General features: G+C 66.5%; 23 protein-coding genes. 2 read left to right on the forward strand and 21 right to left on the reverse strand.

All coding sequences use genetic code 11. The features are described 5' to 3' along the window. Nucleotides 1-13: 13 nt before the first annotated feature. The 9 genes from HMPREF9006_RS01410 to HMPREF9006_RS01450 form a co-directional block, all read right to left on the reverse strand. On the reverse strand, nucleotides 14-3,517 hold the full coding sequence (locus HMPREF9006_RS01410) for an alpha-L-fucosidase (RefSeq protein ID WP_009211742.1): 3,504 nt from the start codon (nucleotides 3,515-3,517) through the stop codon (nucleotides 14-16). Between the two features lie 247 nt (nucleotides 3,518-3,764). Then, nucleotides 3,765-4,379, reverse strand: coding sequence for a response regulator (locus tag HMPREF9006_RS01415; protein WP_034231900.1), 615 nt, complete (start codon nucleotides 4,377-4,379; stop codon nucleotides 3,765-3,767). A 79-nt stretch (nucleotides 4,380-4,458) separates the two neighbouring features. Continuing rightward, complete coding sequence (rnc, locus tag HMPREF9006_RS01420; RefSeq protein WP_009211744.1) at nucleotides 4,459-5,184, reverse strand: ribonuclease III; 726 nt, start codon at nucleotides 5,182-5,184, stop codon at nucleotides 4,459-4,461. Further along, on the reverse strand, nucleotides 5,184-5,753 hold the full coding sequence (locus HMPREF9006_RS01425) for a YceD family protein (RefSeq protein ID WP_009211745.1): 570 nt from the start codon (nucleotides 5,751-5,753) through the stop codon (nucleotides 5,184-5,186). The genes rnc and HMPREF9006_RS01425 overlap by 1 nt, the downstream gene beginning before the upstream one ends. Beyond that, nucleotides 5,746-6,456, reverse strand: coding sequence for a hypothetical protein (locus HMPREF9006_RS01430; RefSeq protein WP_009211746.1), 711 nt, complete (start codon nucleotides 6,454-6,456; stop codon nucleotides 5,746-5,748). Before HMPREF9006_RS01430 ends, HMPREF9006_RS01425 begins: the two co-directional genes overlap by 8 nt. Nucleotides 6,457-6,486: 30 nt before the next feature. Further along, nucleotides 6,487-6,957 carry a pantetheine-phosphate adenylyltransferase gene (gene coaD, locus HMPREF9006_RS01435; protein ID WP_009211747.1) on the reverse strand — a complete coding sequence of 157 codons (471 nt, stop codon included), beginning with the start codon at nucleotides 6,955-6,957 and terminating at the stop codon, nucleotides 6,487-6,489. After that, the gene (rsmD, locus tag HMPREF9006_RS01440) at nucleotides 6,954-7,583 is read right to left on the reverse strand and encodes a 16S rRNA (guanine(966)-N(2))-methyltransferase RsmD (protein ID WP_009211748.1); all 630 of its coding nucleotides are present in this window, start codon (nucleotides 7,581-7,583) and stop codon (nucleotides 6,954-6,956) included. Before rsmD ends, coaD begins: the two co-directional genes overlap by 4 nt. A 23-nt stretch (nucleotides 7,584-7,606) precedes the next feature. After that, complete coding sequence (locus tag HMPREF9006_RS01445) at nucleotides 7,607-9,754, reverse strand: ATP-dependent DNA helicase RecG (protein WP_009211749.1); 2,148 nt, start codon at nucleotides 9,752-9,754, stop codon at nucleotides 7,607-7,609. Further along, nucleotides 9,742-11,355 (reverse strand): DAK2 domain-containing protein, encoded by a 1,614-nt coding sequence (locus HMPREF9006_RS01450; protein ID WP_009211750.1) that lies wholly within the window; start codon nucleotides 11,353-11,355, stop codon nucleotides 9,742-9,744. Before HMPREF9006_RS01450 ends, HMPREF9006_RS01445 begins: the two co-directional genes overlap by 13 nt. A 203-nt stretch (nucleotides 11,356-11,558) precedes the next feature. Between HMPREF9006_RS01450 and rpmB the strand changes: the two genes are divergently transcribed. Next, nucleotides 11,559-11,750, forward strand: coding sequence for a 50S ribosomal protein L28 (gene rpmB, locus HMPREF9006_RS01455; RefSeq protein ID WP_003792657.1), 192 nt, complete (start codon nucleotides 11,559-11,561; stop codon nucleotides 11,748-11,750). Between the two features lie 174 nt (nucleotides 11,751-11,924). Here the strand turns inward: rpmB and HMPREF9006_RS01460 are convergent, their stop codons facing one another. The 12 genes from HMPREF9006_RS01460 to HMPREF9006_RS01515 all read right to left on the reverse strand — a co-directional run bounded on the left by HMPREF9006_RS01460 (nucleotide 11,925) and on the right by HMPREF9006_RS01515 (nucleotide 23,838). Then, nucleotides 11,925-15,497, reverse strand: a complete 3,573-nt coding sequence (locus HMPREF9006_RS01460) for a proline dehydrogenase family protein (RefSeq protein ID WP_009211751.1) — start codon at nucleotides 15,495-15,497, stop codon at nucleotides 11,925-11,927. Between the two features lie 295 nt (nucleotides 15,498-15,792). Next, entirely contained in the window at nucleotides 15,793-16,437 is a 645-nt protein-coding gene (locus tag HMPREF9006_RS01465) for a TetR/AcrR family transcriptional regulator (protein ID WP_009211752.1), read from the reverse strand. Between the two features lie 130 nt (nucleotides 16,438-16,567). Beyond that, nucleotides 16,568-17,728 (reverse strand): hypothetical protein, encoded by a 1,161-nt coding sequence (locus HMPREF9006_RS01470; protein WP_009211753.1) that lies wholly within the window; start codon nucleotides 17,726-17,728, stop codon nucleotides 16,568-16,570. Nucleotides 17,729-17,989: 261 nt separating this feature from the next. Then, entirely contained in the window at nucleotides 17,990-18,181 is a 192-nt protein-coding gene (locus HMPREF9006_RS01475; RefSeq protein ID WP_009211754.1) for a hypothetical protein, read from the reverse strand. 73 nt (nucleotides 18,182-18,254) lie between these two features. Beyond that, on the reverse strand, nucleotides 18,255-19,250 hold the full coding sequence (gene thiL / locus HMPREF9006_RS01480) for a thiamine-phosphate kinase (RefSeq protein WP_009211755.1): 996 nt from the start codon (nucleotides 19,248-19,250) through the stop codon (nucleotides 18,255-18,257). A 10-nt stretch (nucleotides 19,251-19,260) separates the two neighbouring features. Continuing rightward, nucleotides 19,261-20,139: a TrmH family RNA methyltransferase gene (locus HMPREF9006_RS01485; RefSeq protein WP_050786685.1), complete on the reverse strand. Its 879-nt coding sequence runs from the start codon at nucleotides 20,137-20,139 to the stop codon at nucleotides 19,261-19,263. A gap of 3 nt (nucleotides 20,140-20,142) precedes the next feature. Beyond that, a complete protein-coding gene (gene rplT / locus HMPREF9006_RS01490; RefSeq protein ID WP_009211757.1) occupies nucleotides 20,143-20,523 on the reverse strand; it encodes a 50S ribosomal protein L20 in 381 nt (126 codons plus the stop codon). 27 nt (nucleotides 20,524-20,550) lie between these two features. Continuing rightward, nucleotides 20,551-20,745: a 50S ribosomal protein L35 gene (rpmI, locus tag HMPREF9006_RS01495; protein WP_005871559.1), complete on the reverse strand. Its 195-nt coding sequence runs from the start codon at nucleotides 20,743-20,745 to the stop codon at nucleotides 20,551-20,553. Nucleotides 20,746-20,781: 36 nt separating this feature from the next. Further along, nucleotides 20,782-21,441 carry a translation initiation factor IF-3 gene (infC, locus tag HMPREF9006_RS01500; RefSeq protein WP_082157900.1) on the reverse strand — a complete coding sequence of 220 codons (660 nt, stop codon included), beginning with the start codon at nucleotides 21,439-21,441 and terminating at the stop codon, nucleotides 20,782-20,784. Nucleotides 21,442-21,704: 263 nt separating this feature from the next. Beyond that, the gene (locus HMPREF9006_RS01505; RefSeq protein ID WP_009211759.1) at nucleotides 21,705-22,472 is read right to left on the reverse strand and encodes an SseB family protein; all 768 of its coding nucleotides are present in this window, start codon (nucleotides 22,470-22,472) and stop codon (nucleotides 21,705-21,707) included. Continuing rightward, nucleotides 22,469-23,194 (reverse strand): HisA/HisF-related TIM barrel protein, encoded by a 726-nt coding sequence (locus tag HMPREF9006_RS01510; protein WP_009211760.1) that lies wholly within the window; start codon nucleotides 23,192-23,194, stop codon nucleotides 22,469-22,471. Before HMPREF9006_RS01510 ends, HMPREF9006_RS01505 begins: the two co-directional genes overlap by 4 nt. Next, nucleotides 23,191-23,838 (reverse strand): hypothetical protein, encoded by a 648-nt coding sequence (locus HMPREF9006_RS01515; RefSeq protein ID WP_009211761.1) that lies wholly within the window; start codon nucleotides 23,836-23,838, stop codon nucleotides 23,191-23,193. The genes HMPREF9006_RS01510 and HMPREF9006_RS01515 overlap by 4 nt, the downstream gene beginning before the upstream one ends. Before the next feature lie 90 nt (nucleotides 23,839-23,928). Here HMPREF9006_RS01515 and HMPREF9006_RS01520 point away from each other — a divergent pair, with 90 nt between their 5' ends. Further along, entirely contained in the window at nucleotides 23,929-24,159 is a 231-nt protein-coding gene (locus HMPREF9006_RS01520) for an RNA-binding S4 domain-containing protein (protein WP_009211762.1), read from the forward strand. Nucleotides 24,160-24,195: the final 36 nt, after the last annotated feature.

Genomic DNA, 24,195 nt, shown 5'->3' on the forward strand with positions numbered 1-24,195 from the left:
GCTCATCGCCAGCTCACGCGAACCACTTACCCGACGGGTCGAAGTAGTACGTGCGACCGTTGATCTGTCGACTACCCGTGTACATGTTGCCGGAGGAGCCGAAGTAGTACCAGCTGCCGTCGATCTGGAGCCAGCCCTGAACCATGGCGCCTGAGGAGTCGAAGTAGTACCAGGTGCCGCCCACCTGCTTCCACCCCGTCACCATCGCGCCATTGTCGGCCAGCAGGTACCAGGTGGCTCCCTGCTGGAGCCATCCGACGTGCATGGCGCCGGAGTGATCCAGGTGATACCAGAGCCCACCGAGCTTGTGCCAGCCGGTGGCCATCGCTCCGTTGGCGGCGAAGAGATACCACTGCCCGTCGATTTTGCTCCAGCCGGTCGCCATGATGCCCGTGCCCGGCGCGAGGTAGTACCAGTGTCCGTCCGGTTTGATCCAGCCGCTCACCTGCGCACCGGATTCACTGTGGTAGTGCCAGACGCCTTCCCAGTAGACCCATCCGGTCAGCATGTAGCCCCTGTGGTCAAAGCGATACACGCTACCGCCCAGAGACAGCGTCTCGTTCTTGGCGTAGCCGCCCTGGCTTATCTTCCACCACCAGCCGACGCCGTCGTGCATCCAGGTTCCGACCGTGTGATCCGGTTCGGGTGCGGGGTCCGGTGCGGGGTCGGGTGCGGGATCCTCCGCGAGCGCGAGGGACACCAGGCCTGACTCGGCCACCCCCGCCTCGTTGATGGCCGTCAGGCGCACAACCGCGCCCTTGTGTGCAGCATCGACGGTGAGGGTGATCTCGTTGCCGTTCTCGTTGTCCAGGCTCTCCCAGGACTCCGTGCCTTCTTTCTTGATGTGCCACGCCAGGATCGGCTCGGGCGTGCCCGTCACGGTGGCCCTGATGGTCACCTTCGTACCGTTCTTCGCGGTCACCGTCCGGAACGCTCCGTCTCCGGTGATCTGAGCATCTTCGGCGGGGCTTGCGCTGACCGAAAGGGGCTCGATGGTGGGGGCAACGGGCTTGTCCTCCGGATCGGGCTGGGTGCCAGCAGCGGCGAATGCCTCCACCTCGGCGAGGGCAAACTCGCCGTGGCTGGTCGGCTGGAGCACGCGGATGTAGCGCGCCTCGAAGCCTTCGAAGTCGATGGCGCTCGGACGAGCGCCGACTCCCTCGACCTTGATCATGTGCACGCCGTCGACGGCGGCGGCGCTGGCCGGGTCAAAGGAGTCCGGGAGAGACTCCTGTGAGGCGATCACCCAGAAGTCGTGGAGCCGCTGGTCGCAGGGGGTTCCCTGGCAGTTGTCGCTGGCGGACCGGTTCCACACGTTCACGGTTCCCAGCGGGTGGGTCTGGCCGAGGTCGACCTCCCACCAGGGGTTTGCTTGCCGACCGGTGTGGGCAAGCGATCCGTTGTCCCACACGCCGTCCGTGTTGCCGTCAACGGCGCGCGAGGCGACCCCACCCCACCCGGTGGAGGACATGCGTGCGTCCTTGTTGAGTGCCAGGTTGGAGCTGGGCGCCGTCACGGTGAGGGTTGCGCGCGCCGACGGAGTGGATCCGTTGGCGTTCGTGGCCAGGGCGTAGAACTGTGCGCCGTCGTCCTCGATGGAGGTGTTCAGGGTGTAGGAGCTGCCCGTTGCGCCGTCGATGAGGGTCCCTTCGGTCGCGCCTTTGGGGACGCGGTACCAGGTGATCGTGGGCGCGGGACGCCCCGAGGCGACGACCGTGAAGGTCGCGCTTTCTCCTGCGGTCACCGACACCGAGGATGGGCCGGAGGTGATGACCGGCGGCTGGGTGGCCGAGTTGGCGTCGTAGACGTGGACCGTTGCGCTCAGGTTCCGCACCCCGATGGGGTTCGCGTAGTAGGAGGGGTGGGCTAGCTCGACGCGCAGCGGCGTGATCTTACCGGGTTCGAGGGTGAATCCTTCACCGATCTCTCCCGCGTTGATCTGCGTGCCGGTGGCCTCGATGGAGGTCGTGCCGAGCGTGATCTTGTACGTGACGTCGGGGGCGAAGTTGCCGTTGAAGGTCAGGGACATGTCGGTGATGGGCGTGCCCGTCTTGTTGACGAGGTACGCATCGTACGCCTGTGCCCCGGAGTAACGCATCGCGGAGGCGCGTGCGAGGAACTGGTTCTCCGCAATGCTCGCTCCGTCGACCGCGGTCACCGTCTGCTCGGGCACGTAGGTGGGCTCCTCAGAGATGCTCACCTTGATGACGGGACGCAGGCCTGGCTCGGGGTTGTCTCCCGACTCGGTCACGGTCAGTGTGGTGCCGTCCTGGGTGTACTCGAGGGTCCGGTCGGTACCGTCAACGGTGACGCCGGTGACGGTACCGCCAACGCCGGGCAGGGTCAGTGTCTGACCCGCCTGCCATCCATCGGGCATGAAGTACAGGGCGTTGTCCTTGGTCGTGATCTTGCCCCAGGCTGGTGCGGGAAACCAGGTGGGACGCGCTCCCGTGATGGCATCGGGGTGGCGCTTCATCCACTGCCCCACCTCGGTGACGACGCTGGCGTCGAACTCGTCGATCGTTCCGTCGCCCTTGGGACCGATGTTGTAGGCGAATTGCCCATCGGAGGCCACGGTTCCCACGAGGTTGTTGACGAGTTCTTGGACCTTGGCGCTCTTGGCACCCCCGCTGCGGTTAACCCACGAGCAGTAGCCCCAGCAGGCCGGGAATATCGAACGAATCGACTCCCAGGGGCCCATGTGAAAGTCGGTGGTCACGGAGTTGTCTCCGCCGACCTCGAAGTCGCCGGCCTTGTTCCACACGCGGGAGTTGACCATCGTTTCGGGTTGGAGCTCGTGCACCCACTGGGCCATGCGCGCAGACTGTTCGGCGGTGGGGCCACCCATGTCGAACCAGAGCTCGGCGATCGGCCCGTAGTTGGACAGGAGCTCGGTGAGTTGGGGCTTGATCGTGCCCGTCATGAGTTCCTCGTCAATGGGGTTTTGGTTCCCGTAGGGTTCGGGGATTTGCTTCGTCCAGTCGATGATGGAGAAGTAGAAGGCCAGCTTCACGCCGAGCTTGTTGCACTCGGTGGACAGCTCCTTCATGGGATCTTTGCCGTAGTCGGAGGCCTTGACGATGTTGTAGTCGGTCGTCTTGGTGTCCCACATGGCGAAGCCGTCGTGGTGCTTCGACGTGATCATCAGGTACTTCATGCCGGCGTCGTGGGCTGTCCGGCAGATCGCCGAGGCATCGAAGTGGGAGGCCAGGCCCTTCGCCATGGCCCTGTAGTCCTCCGTCGGGATGTTCTCCCATGCCTTGATTTGCTCGGGGTAGCCCATATGCTGGCGGTGGCCGTTGTAGTAGCCGCCGTAGAGGGAATAGACGCCAAAGTGCATGAACATTCCGTACTGGAGTTGTTGCCACTGGGCGATCTTGGGGGTCGTGCTCAGGGGGACGGCTGCTGGGACGCCGGTGGGCGCGGGTGGCGCGTCGGCGACTGCGGGGGCGCTCATGGGTGCGAGCACCAGTGCAGTGGCAGCCGCAAGACCGGCAAGCGTTCGCTTGAGGTTCACGGGTTGTCCTTTCAGGGGATGGTGGACTGCGGTGTCCGTCCTCGTCAGTGAGGATGAAGGAACGGTACCCCACAGGACTTTTTCACAAACCAGTTTGACAGTAGCTTTCTAACAAATCAGGGAACCACCTGTTTATCCAACAACTGAACTGTCATACAGATTAATGGTGCTCACACACGGCGGCGGGCGGGCCGGAAAACCCGACCCGCCCGCCGAATACGCTCCCCTGTGGGAACTGTCATCCGATTCAGTTACGCCACGCCGCGGCTCGCTGTCCAGCCACCCAGGCGGCAACCTGCGTGCGACGCTGCAGCCCCATTTTCGACAGCAGAGAGGTGATGTGATTTTTCACGGTCTTCTCGGCCACGCCGAGCTTCTCTCCGATCTCCCGATTCGACAGACCATCGCCGATGAGATCCAGAACCTTGCGCTCCGAGGGCGTCAGGTCAGCGGTGGGGTCCTCGTGATCGACGCGCCTGCGGGTCAGGGTTCGCTCGTCCAGCAGAACGCGCCCATCCGCAACCGCCTTGATGACATCCGTAATCTCCGCGCCGCGAACGGTTTTCAGAATGTACGCGCGCGCGCCCGCCTCCAGGGACTCCGCCAGGGCCTCGTCGTCGTCGAAGGATGTCAGGACCACGGGGAGGATCTGCGGGTGGGAGGCCCGCAGCCGATTCATGATGTCAATTCCCGTGCCATCGGGAAGCTGGAGATCAACCAGGATCACATCCGGGCGAACCAGGTCCGCGCGGCGCACAGCGTCCGCGACGGAACCGGCCTCGGCGACGACCTCCAGGGCATCGTCGCGGTCGACGATCTCGGCAATACCTCGTCGAACAATCTCGTGATCGTCAACGATCATGACGCGCGTGCGCGCGGACGTATCTTCATTCACGTGATCCATCCTATCGGTCGGGAGAGCAAACGCCCTCGCGTAACTACTACTCCTCGTCAGCGGCCAGCCGCTTCATCGCATCCTGCGCGGCAGCGTTTTCCGCATGTTTCTTCGACGAGGCCCTCCCCTCGCCGAGAGCCTCTGAACTTTCGGACACGTAGGCACGCGCCGTGAACACACGCTGGTGGTCGGGGCCCTCGCCCTCGACCTCGTAGGAAACCTCCCCCAGTCCCTTCGACTGGGAGTACTCAACCAAGAGGGTCTTCCAGTCCTGGTGCTGCCCCCTCGACGGAGCGTCGGCGAGCAGGAAGCCGAGGCGGGCGAGAATGACGCGGCGCGCCTCCTCCAGCCCACTCGTCAGGTAGGTGGCACCGATCAACGCCTCGAAGGTATCGGAGAGGATCGAATCCTTGTCCCGTCCCCCATGCGTCGACTCACCCTTACCCAGGAAGACAAAATCACCCAGCCCGATGCGGCGAGCCGCCGCAGCCAGAGGCTGTTGCGACACCGTCGCCGCGCGCATGCGCGACAGATCGGATTCGGCGACATCCGGGTACTGTTCGTAGAGCTTCTGGGCGATCACGATGGAGAGGACAGAGTCGCCCAAGAACTCCAGACGCTCGTTGTTGGCGATTCCCCCGGCCTCATTCGCGTAGCTGCGATGGACCAGGGCAAGCTGGAGGAGTGTTGGCTCGATGCGCGTCCCCCATGCCTCGACGAGGGCATCGGTATCGGTGCGGGGAGGAACCGGAAGATGCTTAGAGCGGCCCATCAGGATCGCTCCGGCTCGGGAGAATCACCCAGCAGGGAAGCCAGGGAGGCCAGGCGCGGATCGACGACAAAGTGCTCGTGATCGGCCGGAAGCTCCGCCCACTTCTCGCCGCACACATCGCACAGTCCCTCGCAGTCGGGCCGGCACAGCGGGCGCGGGTCCGCCAGCGGAACGATCGCGTCGCGCAGCTGCGTTTCGATCGAGATCGTGTCGCGCTCGCCGATCATGAACAGATCCTGCGATTCCGTCTCATCCTCCCCCTGAGCGGAAAGAGCCGGGGCACCCGGTTCGCAGTACACCTCCGAGCTGGTGACCTCGTGGTGACGCCTGACCTCATCAAGGCAGCGAACGCACTCCCCCTCGAGATCCACCGAGGTAGCCAGCTGAACCAGAACGCCATCGTCGATACTCGTCATGTCCACCGACACGTCCAGGACGCTCCCCGGGGCCACCGCCATCGACGGGGTCCCCAGGTCATCGGGAACGATCCAGGAAACGTCCTCGTGACGCGTGGACCCGAGCACCCGAGGCAGCCGCGCGAGGGAGAGGACCAGCGGATTCTCACTCATTGCTCAGATCCACATCGGTGACATCGACGCCTCGCCGCTCGGCGATGGCGCGTCGGCCAGCATCCGTGCGGCGGGCCAGGTCCGAGATGAGCCGAGACAACTCATCCAGGGAAGAAGCCACGTACTCGTCGGCCCCCTCGCGCAGCGACGCGGCCGACCGCTTGGCCTCCGAGACAATCTCGCGCGCACGATCTTCAGCCATGCGCACGATGTTCTCCGTGGAGACGATCCGAGCCGCCTGCGCGTTCGCGTCGGCAATCGTCGCTTCGGCGTCAGCACGCGCCTGCGACACGAGCGCACTCGCCTCGTCGCTCGCCCGAGAGCGCGTTCGCTCCGCTTCCTCCTCCGCGTCCGAGCGGATCTGCGCGGCCCGCTCGTTCGCCTGGTCCAGGGTCGAAGAGGCCCGCGAGTTTGCTTCCGCGATGCGCGTCTCCGCAGCCGAATCCGCGCGCCCCAAGACGGCGTCAGCGTCGGCGACAACCGCGTCCGCCGCGACGAGGTCTTCGGGCAGGGCCTCGCGCGCCTGATCGAGAAGATCAAGAATCTCAGCCTTGTTCACCATGATCGACGCGGACAGGGGGACGGCTCGGGAGGATTCGACCAGATCCTCAATCTGATCGAGGGCGGCGATCACGGTGGAGGGACCGTAGACGGTTTCCTCGTTCCAATCGTCCTGAGTCTTGTCATCGGGCGTATCGGCCATGGGCTCCTCCTGCGTTCCGCCGGGCACTCGTCAGCTTCTATTGTCGGTCAGATAACGCTCAACCGCTTCCGGGACATACCGGGACACATCCTTTTGGAGGCCGAGAAGCTCACGAACGGCGCTCGAGGAGACGTAAGACAGTCCCGGCCTCGTCGGAATCCACCACGTGTCTACCCCTCCCACGTCGTAGTTGAGCGCGGCCTGGGCCGCCTCGTAGTCCACATCATGACCGGAACGAACCCCTTTGACAATGAGAGTTGCTCCCATGCGGGCGGCCTCGTCAACGGTTGCCCCGCTGAGCAAGACAACCTCAACGTTCCTCAGGTGAGAGGTCGCGTCCTCGATGAGTTCCTTGCGCAGAGCCGGGGGCACAAACCCCTCTTTGCGCGGATTGACGCCCACTCCGATGATGAGCCGCTCGCACGCCGCGCAGGCTCTCTCCACAACGTCAAGGTGTCCCAGGGTGAACGGGTCGAAGGAACCGGGGAAAAGAGCAATCACAGGGAACCCCTCCCGGGCGAGGCGGCCTCGTGCCCGGCCACCCCCGCCGGGTGCGAGTACTGCGCGGCCGCGGGAGGCCCCGCGAAGTACACCGCTGTCTCCCCCCACGTCCGTCGGTCCTCGAGATCGAGAAAACGAGGCCATGCAGGGGCCGGAGCCCGCGTCGAACGCTCAACGACGACCAGCGCGTCGGGGCCGATCCACGCCTCGAGGGCTGCGAGCACCTCGCTCATCTCCCGCTCGGACACGTCATAGGGAGGATCCAAGAACACCAGGTCGAATTCCCCGCCGAGAAAGTCCCCCCGACGGGCGCTCACAAAGGTGCGCGCGTCCGCAGCGACAACCCGCGCATTCAAGCCGGTCGAACGCACGTTCGCGGCAGCCACCCGGGCGGCAGGCGTGCCGCGTTCGACGAGGGTCGCACTGCTGGCCCCGCGCGAGAGGGCCTCGAGTCCGAGTGCCCCCGTGCCGGCATAGAGATCGAGGACCTGCGCCCCGGCCAGGACGTTCATGTGCTCCAGGCGCGAAAACAGCGCCTCTCGCACGCGCTCCGAGGTCGGTCGAGTCCCGGACTTGGGCACGGCGAGGGTTCGTCCCTTGGCGCTCCCTGCGACGATTCTTGTCATGCCACTACCCTACCGGGCGCTGCCTAGGAGCGTTGCATCCATTCGAGCCTGCCATCCGAGCCGGCCCGTAGGAGCCGCCTCAGCTCCGGGTGGCCGCCAAGCGTTGGGTCCTCGTTCAGGAGCGCCTCTGCTTCTTTCCTCGCCGCGCGGATCAGGGCCTCGTCGCGGAGCACGGACAGGTACCTCAGGTGCGTAGCCGTGCCGGATTGTCCGGCGCCCACGACGTCGCCTTCCTTGCGCAGGCGCAGATCCGCCTCGGCCAGTTCGAAGCCGTCGTTCGTCTGAGCAAAGGCCTCAAGCCTGGCGCGTCCCGCCTCCGTGAGCTCGTGCCTGTGCATCGCGATGCACAGGGAGGGCACCGAGGAACGTCCGACCCGTCCGCGTAGCTGATGCAGCTGCGCCAGGCCGAACTGCTGGGAGTCGAGGATCACCATGAGGGTCGCCTCGGGCACGTCGACCCCGACCTCGACGACGGTCGTTGCCACGAGGAGCGGGGCGCGCCCACAGGAGAAGTCCTCCATGATCTGCGCCTTGACGCCGGCCGGGGTTCGCCCGGTGAGCTCGTGGATGGCCACGCCCGCCAGGGCAGGCTGGGACCGCAGATAGCGGGCGACCTCGGCAACGGACGCGAGGGGCGGCGCGTCCTCATCCTCGGCATCGGCCACCTCATCGGAGGGGTCGATGCGCGGGCACACGACATACACGCGTCGCCCCTGGGCGATCTCCTCCGCGGCGCGTTGCCATGCGCGCCTCACCCAGGCGCCGTTGGTCGCGTCGGCCAGGTAAGTCGCCACGGGAGAGCGGTCCTTTGGCTTGCCAACCATGCGCGTGTCATCGAGGCCGCCAAACACCGTCATCGCGATCGTCCGGGGAATCGGCGTGGCCGTCATGACGAGTTCGTGGACGGCGCGGCCGTCCTCGCGCGCCCCGCTCAGGGCCGCGCGCTGCTCAACCCCGAAGCGATGCTGCTCATCAACGACGACGAGGCCGAGGCCGGGGACACGCACGCCATCCTGAAAGAGCGCGTGGGTGCCCACGACGATGAGGGGATGCGCCGATGCCAGCGCAGCCACAATCTCACGGCGGGCGGCGGGCGGAGTCGACCCGGTGAGAAGGCGCACGTCGGGTGCCCGCTCCCCCAGCGGGGCTAGAAGGGAACGCAGCGACGCGGCGTGCTGCTCCGCGAGAACTTCCGTCGGGGCGACGAAGACGCCCTGGTGGCCGGCCGCGACGACCTGCAGCAACGCGATCAGCGCAACGACGGTCTTTCCCGAGCCGACGTCACCCTGCAGGAGCCGCTGCATCGGGACCGTGGAGGCCAGGTCGACGCCAATGCGGGCCACGGCCTCGCGTTGGGAATCGGTCAGCTCGAAGGGCAGGAGGGCCGTCAAGCTCTCGACGAGGGCGGGCGAGGCTGGCGAGGCGGGCGCGGGCACCGCTCGGACCCCCGCGCGCGCGGCCACCAACCCGACCTGGAGGACGAATGCCTCCGCGAAGGCGAGGGAGCGGCGCGCCTGCCTGTAGTCGTCGTCCGTCTCCGGTTGGTGCAGCCGACGCAGGGCGTCGGCGTGGGCGAGTACCCCGTTGCGCGCGCGCACGGCGGAGGGCACCGCATCGGGAACATCGGAGTCCTCCACGTGGTCCAACACCATCGCGATGGCCCGCGCGATCGCCCACGAGGCGAGGGACCCCATCGCCGAGTAGATGGGAATGGGACGCGACGCGACCCTCTCGACGTCGTCCCCGTCCACCCCTTCAAAGGACGGGTGGGTGAGCTGCAGCTTTCCACGGTAGGCGCCGACCTTCCCGGCAAAGAGGAAGGACCGGCCCGGGGTCAGGAGCCGCTCGATGGGGGCGAGCTTGTAGTGGTTGCGCGCGAAGAAAGTCGCCGAGAGGAACTGCGTGCCATCGGTGAGGCGGGCCTCCAGGCGAACACCGGATCCGCTGCGGTTGGCCACCAGATGCGCCGATGCGACCTCGGCCAGGATCGTCACGTCCTCTCCTTCGCGCAGCGAGGACATCGGGGTGAGGCGACCCCAGTGATCGTAGCGACGCGGCGGGACCGACAGCAGCTCTCCCACCGTGTGCACTCCGGCGCTCTCACACGCCTTCACCGTCTTCTTCGGAAGCCGCAGCGCCAGCGGCACGTCCAGAGCGCTCACGGAGTACACCCCGCAACGAGGCTGGGGCCAGCTTGGCCTCCGTCCCAGGTTTCGAGGTCGATTGACGAGGACGCGTCGCGGGTGGCAAGCAGCTGGCGCACGGTCGCCACCGTATACGGCCCATCGTCCTCGCGCGAAATGAGGAGCCTGAAGGCGCGCTCGCCCCCACGGGATGCGTCGGCGAGAGCCTCGGCGATACGCTCGGGGTCCCCGTCGCGCGGCAGGGCCGCGCTCGTGCTCGCCGACAGGGCAGCGTGGGATCCGTCGCGCAGCATGCGCGCCAGCGTCGGGGAGGCCTCCCGCCCTCCCGGTTGCGGAACAAAGAGCGGGGCGCATCGCCGAGCGACAGCCAAGACGTCAAGGTCGTCCCTGCTGGCCGCCCGCAGAATTGCGGGAACCCCGGGAGCGGGCGCGGGCAGGACCGAGGCAACCGTGCCCACCAGGGCGGCGCTAGCCTCGTCGCAGGGGGCCACGAGCGCCACACCGGAGCGCGACGCGGACGCGGAGACGATACCGGCGGCGTCGCCCGCATGGGGCTCCAGAAAGACGACCGCTCCGGCCCTGGCGAGGTCTTCGACGAGGCCGGGAGCCCTCGTGCAGGCGATGACGCGCGCACGTTCGACGCGTCGCATGGGGCGGCGCTGAAGGAGGCGCACCCCGCGGTGGCTCAGCCCCTCGTCGGCAAGCTCATCGATGCCGATCTGAGCGTCGGGCCTGGCGTCGCTCACCTGAAAGCGAATGACTTGCCCCGAGGTCGGGTGGGCAGCCAGGGGGGCCGACGTGTCAACGTGCAGGCGCCACTCGCCCATTCCGAAAAGGTCGACGCGCCCCACGTAGGACAGGCGCGCGCCGAGTCCGGACAACCGGACGAGCAGCGACCTCAAGTCTTCTCGGGTGCCCTCCAGGATGATATCCACGGTGAAGTCGCGTCCGGGAGGCGGCGAGGCGGGTTCGGGCGCCCGCGAGTGACGTTTGGCCAGGTCGGCCAACATCGCGGTGAAGGACTGGAGAATCCCCGCGTCCGAGCGCATTGAAGCGTCAATGCACGCCAGCATCAAAGCGACGAAGGCGCCACCGGGATCGATGCGCCCCGTGGCTTCGTTGGTTGCCTCCACGAGGCCGATCTGGGCCTGGGCAGAGAAACGGGAGAACACCTCTTCGGCCTCTGGCAGGGTCTGCCCCATGTCCTCCAGTTCGCGTACCGCTCCCCCCAGCATCTCAACGAGCGCGTCCGACCACTCAACGGACGAGGAGGAGGGAGCGAGCGATGCGGTGAGCATTCGGCGCAGCACGAGCGCGGTGACGTGGGTGGCATCAGCCAGCGCACTCCCCCACGCGTCAAAGAGCGCTCCCAGGGCGAGGCCGCTGTGCCCGACTCCTCGCCGAATGATCGTCTCGACCGCCACCTCAAGGGCATCACGCAGGTGGGCGCGCGGCTCCAGCGAGCCCATGGCCGCAGCCAACGCCGCCATCGTTGCCGCAGCATTCGTTCCCGTGTCGCAGTCCGCGCCGTCCCAGCCATCCAGGTCGTCAAGGAAAGGCGCCAGCCGGGCTGCCTCCTCCGCTCCGGCACGGCACGCCGCGATGATGACCGATGCATTCGCTTCCATGTTTCCCCTTTCACCCCCTCACAATTCTCCCCACGAAAGGCTCTGTGTGCGACCTGACACCATGCGTGGCTGCTGCGACTTGTTGAAAGTGCGCATCGTCCGCTATTCTGTCATGGTTGCCTTCGGTTCAAGCGCCGGAGGATGCGCGCCCCCGCAACCGCGGAGGCCAGAACTGAAGTGGAAGACATACCGAGGAGAACATCGTGGCTGCCGTTTGTGACGTGTGCGGTAAGGGACCCGGCTTCGGCAAGAGCGTGTCGCACTCGCACGTTCGCACCAACCGCCGGTGGAATCCGAACATTCAGCGCGTTCGCGCCCTGGTCAATGGGACGCCCAAGCGCCTGAACGTGTGCACCAAGTGCCTGAAGTCCGACAAGGTCGCCCGCGCGATCTGAGTCCGACGACACTGACATTACGCTGGTGGGGCGAGCCAATTGGCTCGCCCCACCAGCGTTTTACCTGCCCGCAGTCCCATTGACTGATATCGCGGACACGATAAGTCGGCATCGCGGCCCACGCTGTGGTGGCACCGCACAAGGCGGTGCCACCACAGCGTTTCTGCGTGCTTGCTACAGGAGGCTGGCAGCCAGGTCGAACGGCGTGCCGAAACGATGTTTCGTCATGGAAACCGCTTGCTCGCGCACGAAGGGAAGCAGCTCCGAATGCGGGCACGGAGTCACCGCACCCGTGTACAGGGCGAGGTCGGGGCTTCCCCCGGTGACACGACTCGCATGAGCCCACCGTTCCTGCGATGATTCGTCGTGCGGACCGAGAACGCGCACACGCATTCCCAGGCCTCCCGAGGTCGCGACCATGGCCAGGCGAGCATCCCATGCGTCCGCATCTTCGACGCTCACCTCAACGCCCGCGGCCTCCACTGCATCCAACAACGACTGCGGAAGCGCCTCGGCAACGGACAGGCCAATGGGGCCGCCCGCAAGAATGCCCGCGGCCAGGACCCGTACGACATCGACCAGGGGCGTCGCGCGGCCCGCGCGCAGGAGAACCGGAGTAGGTCGGTAGCGCAAGATGTTGCGCTCACACGCCAAGCCCGTGACATCACGGTTGGCTCCATACGCGCTGGCCCAGGCTTGCGCATCGGCATTGAGCGCACGACGCAGCTCGGTTCGCTCCCTCGCGGACAGCTGAGCTTCGGTTGCCTCGAACAGAGCGAGCACCCCCGGGGCCAACGCGAGAAGGGCCTGGGTTGTCTCGGCTTCCGTCGAGGCATTGTGGGCGGGTTCGACCTCGCCCAGACCAAGCAAGTAGGATGGTCCGCCCGCCTTTGTGGTCGATCCGATGGCTGAGCGCTTCCAGCCACCAAAAGGCTGACGGCGAACGATCGCTCCGGTAATCCCTCGGTTGACGTAGAGGTTGCCGGCCTCGATTCCGTCAAGCCACATGTCCAGTTCCTCGCTGTCGAGGGTGTGCAGGCCGGAGGTCAGGCCGTAGTCGACCGCGTTGACCGCGTCGATCGCTTCCTGGAGGGTGTCCACGCGCATAACACCCAGGACGGGCGCGAAGTACTCGGTCAGGTGGAACTCACTGCCGGGCACCACACCCGCGCGTATGCCGGGGGTCCACAGGCCGTTGCCCAGGTAGCGGGGTGTGAGAACCCAGTGCTCACCCGGACCCAGAGTCGTCAGACCGCGCACAGCCTTCTCATCGTCGGGTACGACGACGGGGCCAACCTGCGAGTCCAGGGAGGCTGGCAGGCCTACTCGCAGGGAGGAGGCCGCGTCCACGAGCTGGCGCGCGATGCGATCGGAGCGTCCGGCCGATCCGACGAGGATGAGTAGGGAGGACGCCGAGCACTTCTGACCGGCGTGCGCGAAGGCGGATTGCACGATATCACGCACCGCAAGATCGGGATCAGCAGACGGCGTCACGATGATGGCGTTCTTGCCGCTCGTCTCCCCCAGCAGGTGCATGTCGGGCTTCCACGAACGGAACAGGCGCGCGGTCTCGTACGAACCGGTCAGAACGACCCTGTCGACGCCGCCGTGCGTGACCAGGTAGCGTGAGACGTCCCCGTCCTCAAGCGGAGCGAGAGCGACCAGATCCTCGGGGACTCCGGCGTCGTGGAAAGCTCTCACGAGCTCAGCCGCACACCGTTTGGCGGGAGGAGCGGGCTTCAGGATGACGGCGCTGCCCGCAGCCAGGGCTGCTGCGACGCCGCCCACGGGGATGGCCACCGGGAAGTTCCACGGGGAGGCGACGACGGTGACATCAACGGGAACGAATCGCGCCCCCACCATGAACGCCTCGTCAGCAAGATCCAGGCTCGCGGCGGCGTAGTGGTGGCAAAAGTCAATGGCCTCGCTCACCTCAGGATCCGCCTGATCGATGGTCTTGCCGGCCTCGGACCCCGCCACCTCAATGAGTTCTGCACGACGGGCAGCCAAGACATCCCCCACGCGATGCAGGGCGGCTGCCCGTTCCTCGGGGTCCAGATCCTGCCACGAATGTGCGGCACGAACGCTGGCCTCGACGAGCTCATCGATCTGCTCATCAGTGGCGAGACGGCGCGCGCCGGTGCGTACTGCGTCCACGCCGAGCGTCGAGGCCGGGATGGCTGCGGCGATGTCGCGCGCCCACTGGCGGTTGGCGGCAAGAGCCGGGTCGGAGTCGGCTTCCGAGACGAAGGGACGGCGCGCTCGCTGCGCCACGCTCCCCTGCTCGGCAGAGACGCCGCGGTCGCGCTCAGCGCACCTGTTCTGGGTACGATTGGGCACGGGAGTGCAGGCGTCCGGATCGAGATCTGCCAAGGACGCCAGGAAGCGATCACGCTCGCGGGCAAAGACGTCTTGATCGGCGGCGATATCGAAGACCCCGGACATGAAGTTCTCGGGTGCGGCGTTCTCTTCGAGGCGACGCACAAGATAGGAGATGGCCACATCGAACTCGCGGGGATTGACGACGGGAACGTACAGCAAGAGTGAACCGACTTCCCGACGCACCACCTCTTGAATCCCGGTGGCCATACCGGAGAGCATCTCGAACTCGACGCTGTCGTGGACGCTGCGCGCGGCGCGCAGCTCGTAGGCGAACGCGATGTCAAAGATGTTCTGCCCAGCGATTCCCAATCGGATGGCACGGGTGCGCTCGGGGGTCATCGCCCACTCAAGCATGCGCTTGTAGTTCGTGTCGCTTGCCTGTTTGGACGGCCACGTGGTCAGCTCCCATCCGTGGATCTGCGCATCCACCTTTTCCATGGACAGGTTGGCGCCCTTCACGATTCGCACCTTGATGGGTGCCCCTCCCGCATCGACGCGCTTGCACGCCCATTCCTGGAGTTGCTGGAGGGCGCCCAAGGAGTCGGGCAGGTAGGCCTGCAAGACGATGCCGGCCTCGTAGCCTGTCATGTCGGGCTGGTCGAGGATTGCGGTGAACACAGCGAGCGTCAGGTCCAGATCCTTGTAGTCTTCCATGTCGAGGTTCACGAAGGTCCCCGAGTCTCGGGCGAGACGGTAGAGGGGAAGCAGCGCGCTCACCCCGTGGGCGACGACCTCTTCAAAACCCCAGGGGTTGTGTGGGCCGGTAACGGCCGAGACCTTGATCGAGACGTAGTCGACGTCATCGCGCGCGACGAGGCGGGAGACCTCAAAGAGACGACGGGCGGCTTCCTTCTCTCCGAGGACTGCCTCTCCGAGAAGGTTAACGTTGAGCCGATTCCCTCCCTTGCGCAGACGGGCTAGTGCCGGTCCGAGGCCTTTGTCTGTCGCATCAACGACAAGATCACCGACGATTTCGCGGAAAACACGCCGTGCGATGGCCGTGACCGTTCGAGGCGCAAGGCGCGAGGCCTTCGAGCCTAGGCCCATGGCGGCGGCCAGCGCCGGGGGCAGGAAGTCTGTGCGGCCAGCAGAGAGCCGCTGGAGGGCCGCGCTGGCCACGTCCAGGTCCGCGGGGCGTACAACGTCATCAACGAAACGGGTGGTGAAGGTCAGGCCCGATGGATCGGCAAGAATCCGCGAGAGCAGTTTGGCTGAGCGTGGCGTGGGTTCATGAGACGACTCATCTACCCATCGGCGTGCGCGGGCCACGGCACGCTCCCCCAGCGCCCACAGGTCATCTGGACACTGGCGTTGCGCAATCGTGCGCGCGTCGTCGGGCGGGGTGGGGATGGCGGCGTTTGTCATACGTGAACCTCCAGGCTCAGGTAGGCATCGAACACTCCACGTTTCCTGCGGCTTCGTTCATTGAATCCGCTGGGGTCGCTCTGTGGGCTTCCAGGCTTCCACCATTGCGAAGCGTGCTGGTTCCCCTATCGTAACGCGGAAAAGACTCGTCTGTAGCAGTGAACACGCGATCGGAGCGCGGCATCAGCAGGGGACCAAAGCCCTGCAAGCAATAACAGCCGCGAGTGAATTGTGTCATAGTCAGTCTGGTATTGTCACCGCCGCGCGCCCCTCCACCTGCGGCACCCCGCCTCGTTCACGAGTCGAGCAGCCAGCGCTCCTTCAGATCGACCACGACGCCAGCCATGACCTCGTGCATGTTGATTGTCGGACCGCCCTGTGCGCGCGAGCACAGCCACTGCACCTGCAGGCCATCGGAGAGGGCCACGAGGCGGCGAGCGATCTGCTCACTGGGCGCCTCCTCGCGCACCTCCCCCGTCTGCTTGCCATGCTCGAAGGCACTGGTGAGGTAGGCGATCGCATCCATCAGGTGTTGACGGAACCACGGGTGAGCCTGATGCGTGGCATCGATGACGGCAGCCGACATAGCCGTATACAGGGCGACTCCGTCAGGGTGGCGCTGGTTGTGGGAGACCATCTCCACCCACGCGTCCAAGGCGGCCGCAGCACCCGCGTCCGCGCGCGGCAGTCGGACAATGGTGCGACGATCACGCTCATCAAGCACGGCGGCGAGGAGCTGATCCTTCGACGAGTAATGGTGCAGGAGCCCCGCTTTCGAGATATCGGAGGCACGAGCGATATCCGCAAGAGAGGTGGCGACATAGCCCTGCGTCGAGAACAGGGTGAGCGCCTCCGCGAGGATACGAGCCTTCTTGTCTTCGCTGCCCGCCTTGGGGCGGCCGGGCCTACGGGTCATCGTTACCTGCGCATCGTTGCTCATGCGGACTGTTCCACTTTCACTGTGCCTAAGTTAACAACACCTCATCATAGCGGTCCGCGCCCAACTCGACACCCGCTGTGCGATCCGCCGCGGCGCGGGGGCGAGGCGCGCGGTGACTCCTCGCGGGCGGCTAGCTGAACTTGATCTCGAACTCGGGCTTGCCCGAGGCGTCGAGTTTCATCTTCCCCTTCTCGTCAAGCTTCACCTTCGCCGTGACCGTGGACTCCAGATCGTAGGGCTCGCTATCCCCCCGAGTCGACATGCCCTGGAGGCGGAAGACCGCCTGGCCAACAAATTCGAGGGGCGAGCGCGCCTCCGCCTTCATCGAGGCCGGCAGCTTCTTGATCTCGAGGAGGGCAAGCGTCTTGGACTGGACCTGGAAGGGGCACATTTTGTCGATGTTCCCGGGAACGGTCCCGCAGGAGTTGGTCGCAGCGGCGGCGGCCTCAAGCGCCGCCTGCTCCAGCTTGTCCGTGAAGTGTGCCTCGAACTCGACCGAGGCCACCGTGGTGTCGATGCCGCCCTCCTCGCTGGCCTTCACGGGAGCCGTCTTGGCCTCCGCCGCAACGTAGTCCCCCAAGTCCTCGGGGGTGAAGGCGTAGACACCCGGATAGACGATGATCGTCGTGCCCGTCCCCTCCTCGGCGCTCTTCTCGGTCTTCACGCCGCCAACGGAGAACGCGGGGACGAAGCGGCCACCGACGTGTACGCGAGAGACCAGCGCATCCTGAATCTTCCAGTTCTTCAAGACGCCCAGCGTCGAGCTTGCCCGGCTCACGCGGAACTTCCGCGTGAAACGCTCGCCGTTGAGCCTCATTGTCGCAACGACCGCGTAGTCCTTTGACCTGCCCGAATCGCTCGCCACGATGTCTTCGATCTCCAGTCGGGCGCTCGCCGAGGCCATCACCTCGTCGGTGAGGTACCCGCGCTGGTCGTTCGGCAGGTCCGGATCGACCATCGACGTCGCCGCGCTCGCCTTGCCCGCAGCCAGAAGCTCCAGGTATTCGCGCACCTTGGCCTCGGGCGTGCGCGCCCAGTTTGCGACGGTCACACCGACGACTGCCACGACTGCCAGGATCACGCAGGCAACGACCGCGAGCAAGATGCGCTTAATGCGGCGACTGCTCTTGGCGGACATCGGCGTGAAGGACACCCCGGTCTGCGCCGCCTGCGCCGCCCCCTGAACCGATGCGTAGTGGGCGCCCGCATTGGACGGCGGAGCGGGAATCCCCGAGGGGGCAGGGATGGGAGGCATGTTCCCCTGATTCATGCCGCCCTGGTAGCCGTCCATCGCTGTCTCCTCGCATGTTGATGTGTGTGCCGGTGGCCTCGCGACGCGTTTGATCAACGCACCGCAGGCCTTCAAAACGGCCCAAGTTTCTCACATCCCGTATGCGCCATCAAGGAGCTCACCTATCGTGGACACGAGGTGGGTGTCGCAGTATCGCGCGCGCCTGGCCGTCGGGCAGGAGCGATCGGACCGTGGCTTCGCACGGGCCCCACCCGCAGGTTCCTCGATGCTGGTCGCGACGGCAGCGGCCACCGGCAGGTCCTAGACCGCGTCGTCGCTTTCCTGGCTCACCACCGGCATAGCCTTGGTCGGAGGTACGGCAGCGTCGCCGCCGAGGGCGGGAAGGGCCAGTCCGGCGGTGGCCGGCACCTCCTGCGACGACTGCGCGAGTTGACGCGCCACGCGCGACATCGGCCGCGACGGGTCCCGATCCGGCTCAGGAGATACGTTCATGTGTGGTGCCCTTCCTCTTCTTTCGCGTGCGGGGATCCTCCCACCCCAGCGGCGGGAGCGGCCCCCATCACACTCAGTCTACGGAATCGGAGGAGAAATGGTCCCACGCCCCGCGCAGAACCTCACCATCGAACAGGGCGCGGGCGCTTTCCGCCGCACCGCAGTCCCGGACCCACCCCACCGCTCGAAAGGCATCCGGGAGCCGAGAACCCGGAGGAAACGCGGCCAGCATCCCGTGCTCTTCGCCGCCCTGCAGCACCCACCGAAGAGGATCCGCCCCACACACGCCCGCGGGCACCTCCAGGAGTAGCGCCTCCCGTTCCATGGCGCCGCGGTCAAACTCGATGACAACACCCGAGGCCATCGCCATGCGCGTGGCGTCGGCTGCGGGTCCGTCCGACAGATCCATCATCGCATGCGCACCTGCCGCGGCGGCGGCGACCCCCGAGCCCAGCGGAGGCTGCGGAGCCCGATAGGTCCGAAGGAAAGGATCGAGATCCCCCAGCTCCTCGCGCCCCCTGGCCGCGGGGTCGACGAATCCTCCCTCGAGCAGATCCAGGCCCGCATAGGAAAAACCCAGCGTGCCACTGACGGCAACGACATCTCCCGCTCGCGCACCGTCCCTGCGCACCACGGGACCCGGGCAATAGCCGAAGGCCGTCACCGAGATGACGAGCTTCTCTCCCGCACTCAAGTCCCCGCCGACGACGCCCGCTCCCGCCAGGCGGGCCCGCTCCCCCATGCCTCGCACCACGTCGAAGAAGACGTCGGCATCCATGTCACGCGGGGCAACCACGGACGCCACGAGGGCAGACGGGCGTCCTCCCATGGCGTCAATGTCGGCCAGGTTCTGGGCCGCAACCCGCGCCCCGACCTCGTATCCCGACGACCATGAGAAGTGAAAGTGCTGGTCCTCGACCATGACGTCAGTCGTCACGACGAAGGAACCCTCGGGCGCGGCGACCTGAGCGCAATCGTCTCCGATGCCGATGATCGTGCGCTCGCCCTGAGGGAAGGAACGACGAAAGTGGGACACCAACTGTGCTTCGGACAGGTCAGCTAACTTCATGAGAACAAGACTAGTCGCGCAGACCACCGACGCGTGGGCGCGATGGAGTGCGGCCGCGGACCGTCTGCGAGGCAAACAAGCAGGTTGCCGCGGCGCTGGCAACGTTGAGCGACTCGGCCCGCCCCGTCATCGGGATGGCGACGAGGCCGTCGCAGGCGCGCATCTCCTCGGCAGACAGGCCCCGGGCCTCGTTGCCAAACGCCCAGGCGTGAGACTGAGACAGACGCGAGCGCGAGGAGATCCCCTCGACGAGGAGGTCCGCCAGATCCAGGGATCCGCTGCCTCCGCTGGTGCCGAGGAGGGCCGCGCCCCGCCCGTGTATCAGGTCGCGCGCCTCGGCGAAGGAAGGCACGAGGCACACGGGCAGGTGGAACACCGATCCCGCGCTTGAACGAACCACCTTGGGGCTGGCAGCATCGACGGTGCCGGCCACGGCGATAACGGCCCTTGCACCGAACGCGTCGGCCGTACGAATGATGGTGCCGACGTTGCCCGGATCCCTCCCCTGAGCGATCACGACGAGCGTTTCGCCGACCTCGGCGTCGGGTAACTCGCGGCGAAGTGCATCCAGGGAAGCCACCGCGCATACCCCCTGAGCGTCCGAGGACAACGCCGCGGACACTGCCTGCGACACCGGATGCACCCAGCGGGTGGCCGCTCGCGCCGAGGCGATAAGTTCCGGAGACGAGTCCCACAGGTCCTCGCGGACGTAGACGTCACGAAGGGTGCGGGGGCGGTGACGAACAAGTTCGCGCACCGCCTGAGGCCCCTCCACGAGCATCAGGCCGGAACGGATACGCGCCGAGCGCCCGACCAGACCCGACACCCGGCGCACGCGGTCGGCGCGCGGATTATCGAGGATGGGCAGGCGCTCGGCGAAGGAGCTCACCAATCAGGCCTTGGGGGCGTTGATGTCGGCGGGCAGCACGTCCTTGGCGACGGTCACCAGGGCGTTGAACGCATTGATGTCGTTCACGGCCAGCTCGGCGAGCATGCGGCGGTCGACCTCGACGCCGGCCAGGTTCAGGCCCTGGATGAGGCGGTTGTAGGTCAGGCCCTGAGCGCGCGACGCGGCGTTGATGCGCTGGATCCACAGGCGACGGAAGTCGCCCTTCTTGGCCTTGCGGTCGCGGTAGGAGTAGACGAAGGAGTGAGTGACCTGCTCCTTGGCCTTGCGGTACATGCGCGAGCGCTGGCCGCGGTAGCCGGAGGCCTGCTCGAGTACGGTGCGACGCTTCTTCTTGGCGTTGACAGAACGCTTAACACGTGCCATTTTCTACTGTTCTCCTCTTACTCGAGCTCACTTGCCCAGCAGACGCTTGACGCGCTTAACGTCAGCGGTCTCCAGGACCTGGTCGGTCGCCAGGCGGCGGGTCTTGCGGCTGGACTTGTGCTCCAGCAGGTGGCGGGCTCCGGCCTGCTCGCGCATGATCTTGCCCGAGCCAGTCGTGCGGAAGCGCTTCTTAGCACCGGAATGAGTCTTGTTCTTCGGCATTTCTATTCCTTCGTTGTCGGGCGATGAGTATCGCCGTCAGTCCTGTTCGGCGGCCTTGTCGGCTGCCACTCGGGCCTGGTCCTTGCTGGCGCGCTCCGCGCGCTTGCCCCGACGCTCGGCTCGCTCGGCCTCGCGACGCTTGCGCTGCTCGGTCAGGGCGTCGGCCTTACGCTTCGTGGGGGCCAGCACCATCGTCATGTTGCGCCCGTCCTGACGGGGCATTGACTCGACGGTGGCGAGTTCGCCAATCTCCTCGGCGAGGCGCTGCAAGAGACGCACGCCCGCCTCGGGACGAGACTGCTCTCGACCGCGGAACATGATCATGACCTTGACCTTGTCGCCGGCGGAGAGGAAGCGCTCAACGTGGCCCTTCTTCACGCCAAAGTCGTGATCATCGATCTTGAGTCGGAAACGGATTTCCTTCAGCTGCGTGTTCGCCTGGTTGCGGCGAGCATCGCGAGCCTTCTGGGCGGCTTCGTACTTGTACTTGCCGTAGTCCATGAGCTTTGCAACCGGCGGCTTAGCGTTCGGCGCAACCTCCACCAGGTCAAGCCCGGCCTCTTCGGCCAAGCGCAGCGCGTCCTCAACACGGACGACGCCGACCTGTTCACCTCCGGGTCCCACGAGGCGTACCTCGGGGACTCGAATACGCTCATTGATGCGAGTCTCGCTGATGAGCGGCTCCTTCCACAGAATCCTTGTGCACGTAACGAAAAGCCTCCGTTACGCGACGCGCACGGAGGCTTCCACAACGTGTCGGCACGACAGCCGACCGTTACCCGATCCCCTGCGCTTCACCCCCGCGGGGGCGGCATCCTCTCGACGAGAGGCGGGTATCCAGGTGGGATTTCTCCGCTTGCGTTCCGGGCCAGAACCCGGACGGTCACGCCAACGATACCAGAAGCCCTAACGACACGCGAGGTCGGCCGACATTGCGCGCGTCACGCGCCCTCCCGGTGTCAGCTGAGAACGGGAACCATCTCGACTCTATCCGCGGAGGCAATCAGGCGGGCGCTATGCCCCATCGCGGCGAGGGCATCGCAGAGTTCTTCTCTCACGCTGCGTGCCCGGCCCCCTCCCTGCGCGCTCTCTCGATCGACGATCACGGTGACGCGCGTGAGTCCATCACCCGCGTATTCGACCGACAGGTCCACGATCGAGGGGCATGTGCGCCGTCCATCGGCAAGAAGCTCCTCACGCAGATCCGCATCGCGCCAGGCGGGCAGCCACTCGTCCCCCTGGGCGAGGGCAGCCACGGCCGGTCGAGGCAGGACGACGGCGTCGGTCGCAGGATTCATGATGACGCGTCCGCCCGTCTCGACGAGTGCGGCCAGTGCGATCGTGCGGAAGTCCAGGGCCATGGGGCGGTCGCCGCCGCGGTGAGCCGCGAGGTGGGCGGCCGACGAGTAGACCGCGAGCGCCTCCCCCGCGGGTGTGCGCTCTCGAACGAAGTCGATGGGGCTGTGCCCGTTTTCTCCGGCGTGGATGCCCGTGACGCGCGGGTCGGGCTCGACGTCGATGGGGACGATCACCCGCTCGAAGACGAGCGCGTCGACGAGGGCTTCCAGCCGCGTCCGTCCAGCATCGCTGCCCTCACCCACCGCCAGGGCTCGCGCGGTGCGGGGAAGCGCCTGCCCCACGTCCGATCGGTCGTGGCTCATCATCGAGAGGCGTTGGGCGAGCCGGTGTCGCTGTTCCTCGGTGATGGCTGGCCGCTTGTTCGTCATTGGTATTCCTCGTCTCCGGCGGCGGCCAGCGCTTGGCTCAGCGTGAATGCGCCCTGGTACAGGGCCTTACCGACGATCGCGCCCTCGATGCCGAGACGGCGCAGCGCGGCGATGTCGGCCAGGGAGTTGACACCACCCGAGGCGACAATACACGCATCGGTCGCATCCGCGACGCGCGCCAGCAGTTCCAGGTTTGCTCCCCTCATCTGGCCGTCTCGGGTCACGTCGGTGACGACAAGGCGGGCGATCCCGGCCTCGTTGAGCGCGCTGAGGACCTCCCAGACGTTGCCCCCCTCACGCGAGGTGCCCCGCGCCGCGAGACGCTCTCCGCGCACATCGAGACAGACCGAGACGCGCGGGCCGAATGCGTCGATGGCATCCCGCACGGCGTCAAGGTCGTCCAACGCCTGGGTTGCGATGTTGACCCGATCGGGTCCCGCCTCGAGGGCGGCCTCCACGTCGCCGCGGCTCACGATTCCGCCCGAGAGCTGGATGGCCACGTCGACCTCGTTCATCACGCGGGCGAGCAGCTCATCGTTGTTGCCACGTCCGAAGGCGCGATCCAGATCCACCAGGTGAACCCAGCGCGCTCCGGCTTCCTCGAAGGAGCGGGCGACCTGCGCCGGGTCCGCCCAGGATCGATCATCGACGACGCCGGAGGAGAGGCGGACGGCCCGCCCACCCGTCACGTCGATCGCGGGCAGTAGCTCGATCCGGTTCATGATTGCTTGCGCCGGAACCAGCCCATGGGCCCGCCTCCCCGGCGCGCGCCGTCTGGATTAACCGAATCGGCGTAGTCGCACGGCGTTGTACGCCCCAGCAGCAGGTCCTCTGCCGCCGCAGGCATCGCGCCGAGGAGTAGACCGGCGGGAATCGCCTCCTCCGGCTCGCCGCCCACGTAGCGCTGGGCGGAGATCCGTCCCGACACGCCCGGTTCGACGCCGTCCCCTTCGACCAGCCAGCTCATGAGCGCCACCGCTCCGTACTTCGACAGGTTCGACACGGCACGTGCGACGCGGTCGACCGCGTCGGGCATCGGCCGCTGCCCGGTCAGCAGCGCGTCCAGCTCTTCCTCATCGGTGGGGGTCGTCTCGACACGCAGCCACACGGCCGTCCAGGGCTTGAGACGAACGATGGACTCCCGCACTCCGGTCAGCGCGAGGAGCGAGTGAAGGGCTTCCGGATACGATATCGGCGCCAAAACGAGGGCGACCGAGAGACGCCCCCCGTCCAGGTGCAGCGACTCGTCAACGGGCGTGTCGTCGGGGCAGCGCGTCGGCTCGGAACCCGCCTGCGTGCCCGACTCCCCCAGCGAGGCAACCAGGGACTGGAACTCCGCATCGATATCGTCGTTGTGAGCGCTCACCGCTCCTCCTTATAGTGTGTATCTCAGACCTAGGATACTGGTCGCGCACCCGTGCGCGCGCCGGGCGCGCCCCACCGAAAGGACACCACCGTGACGACACCAATCATTCCCGTACGCGGAGCGATCAAACTCGGACAGTTCATCAAGCTCGCGTCCCTGGCCGAGGACGGCGCGCAGGCGCGAGATCTGGTCCAGGCGGGGGACGTGCGCGTCAACGGTGAGGTAGAGACGCGACGAGGGCATCACCTGAGCGACGGCGACCTGGTCGAGGTGGACGCCCCGTGGGGGCGGGCAAGCGCCATCGTGGGATCGGCGTCGTAGCCCGGGACAGGAAAGGCCCTCGCGCGGGCAGGCGCT

It is taken from the genome of Actinomyces sp. oral taxon 180 str. F0310 (assembly GCF_000185285.1).
GTDB lineage: Bacteria > Actinomycetota > Actinomycetes > Actinomycetales > Actinomycetaceae > Pauljensenia.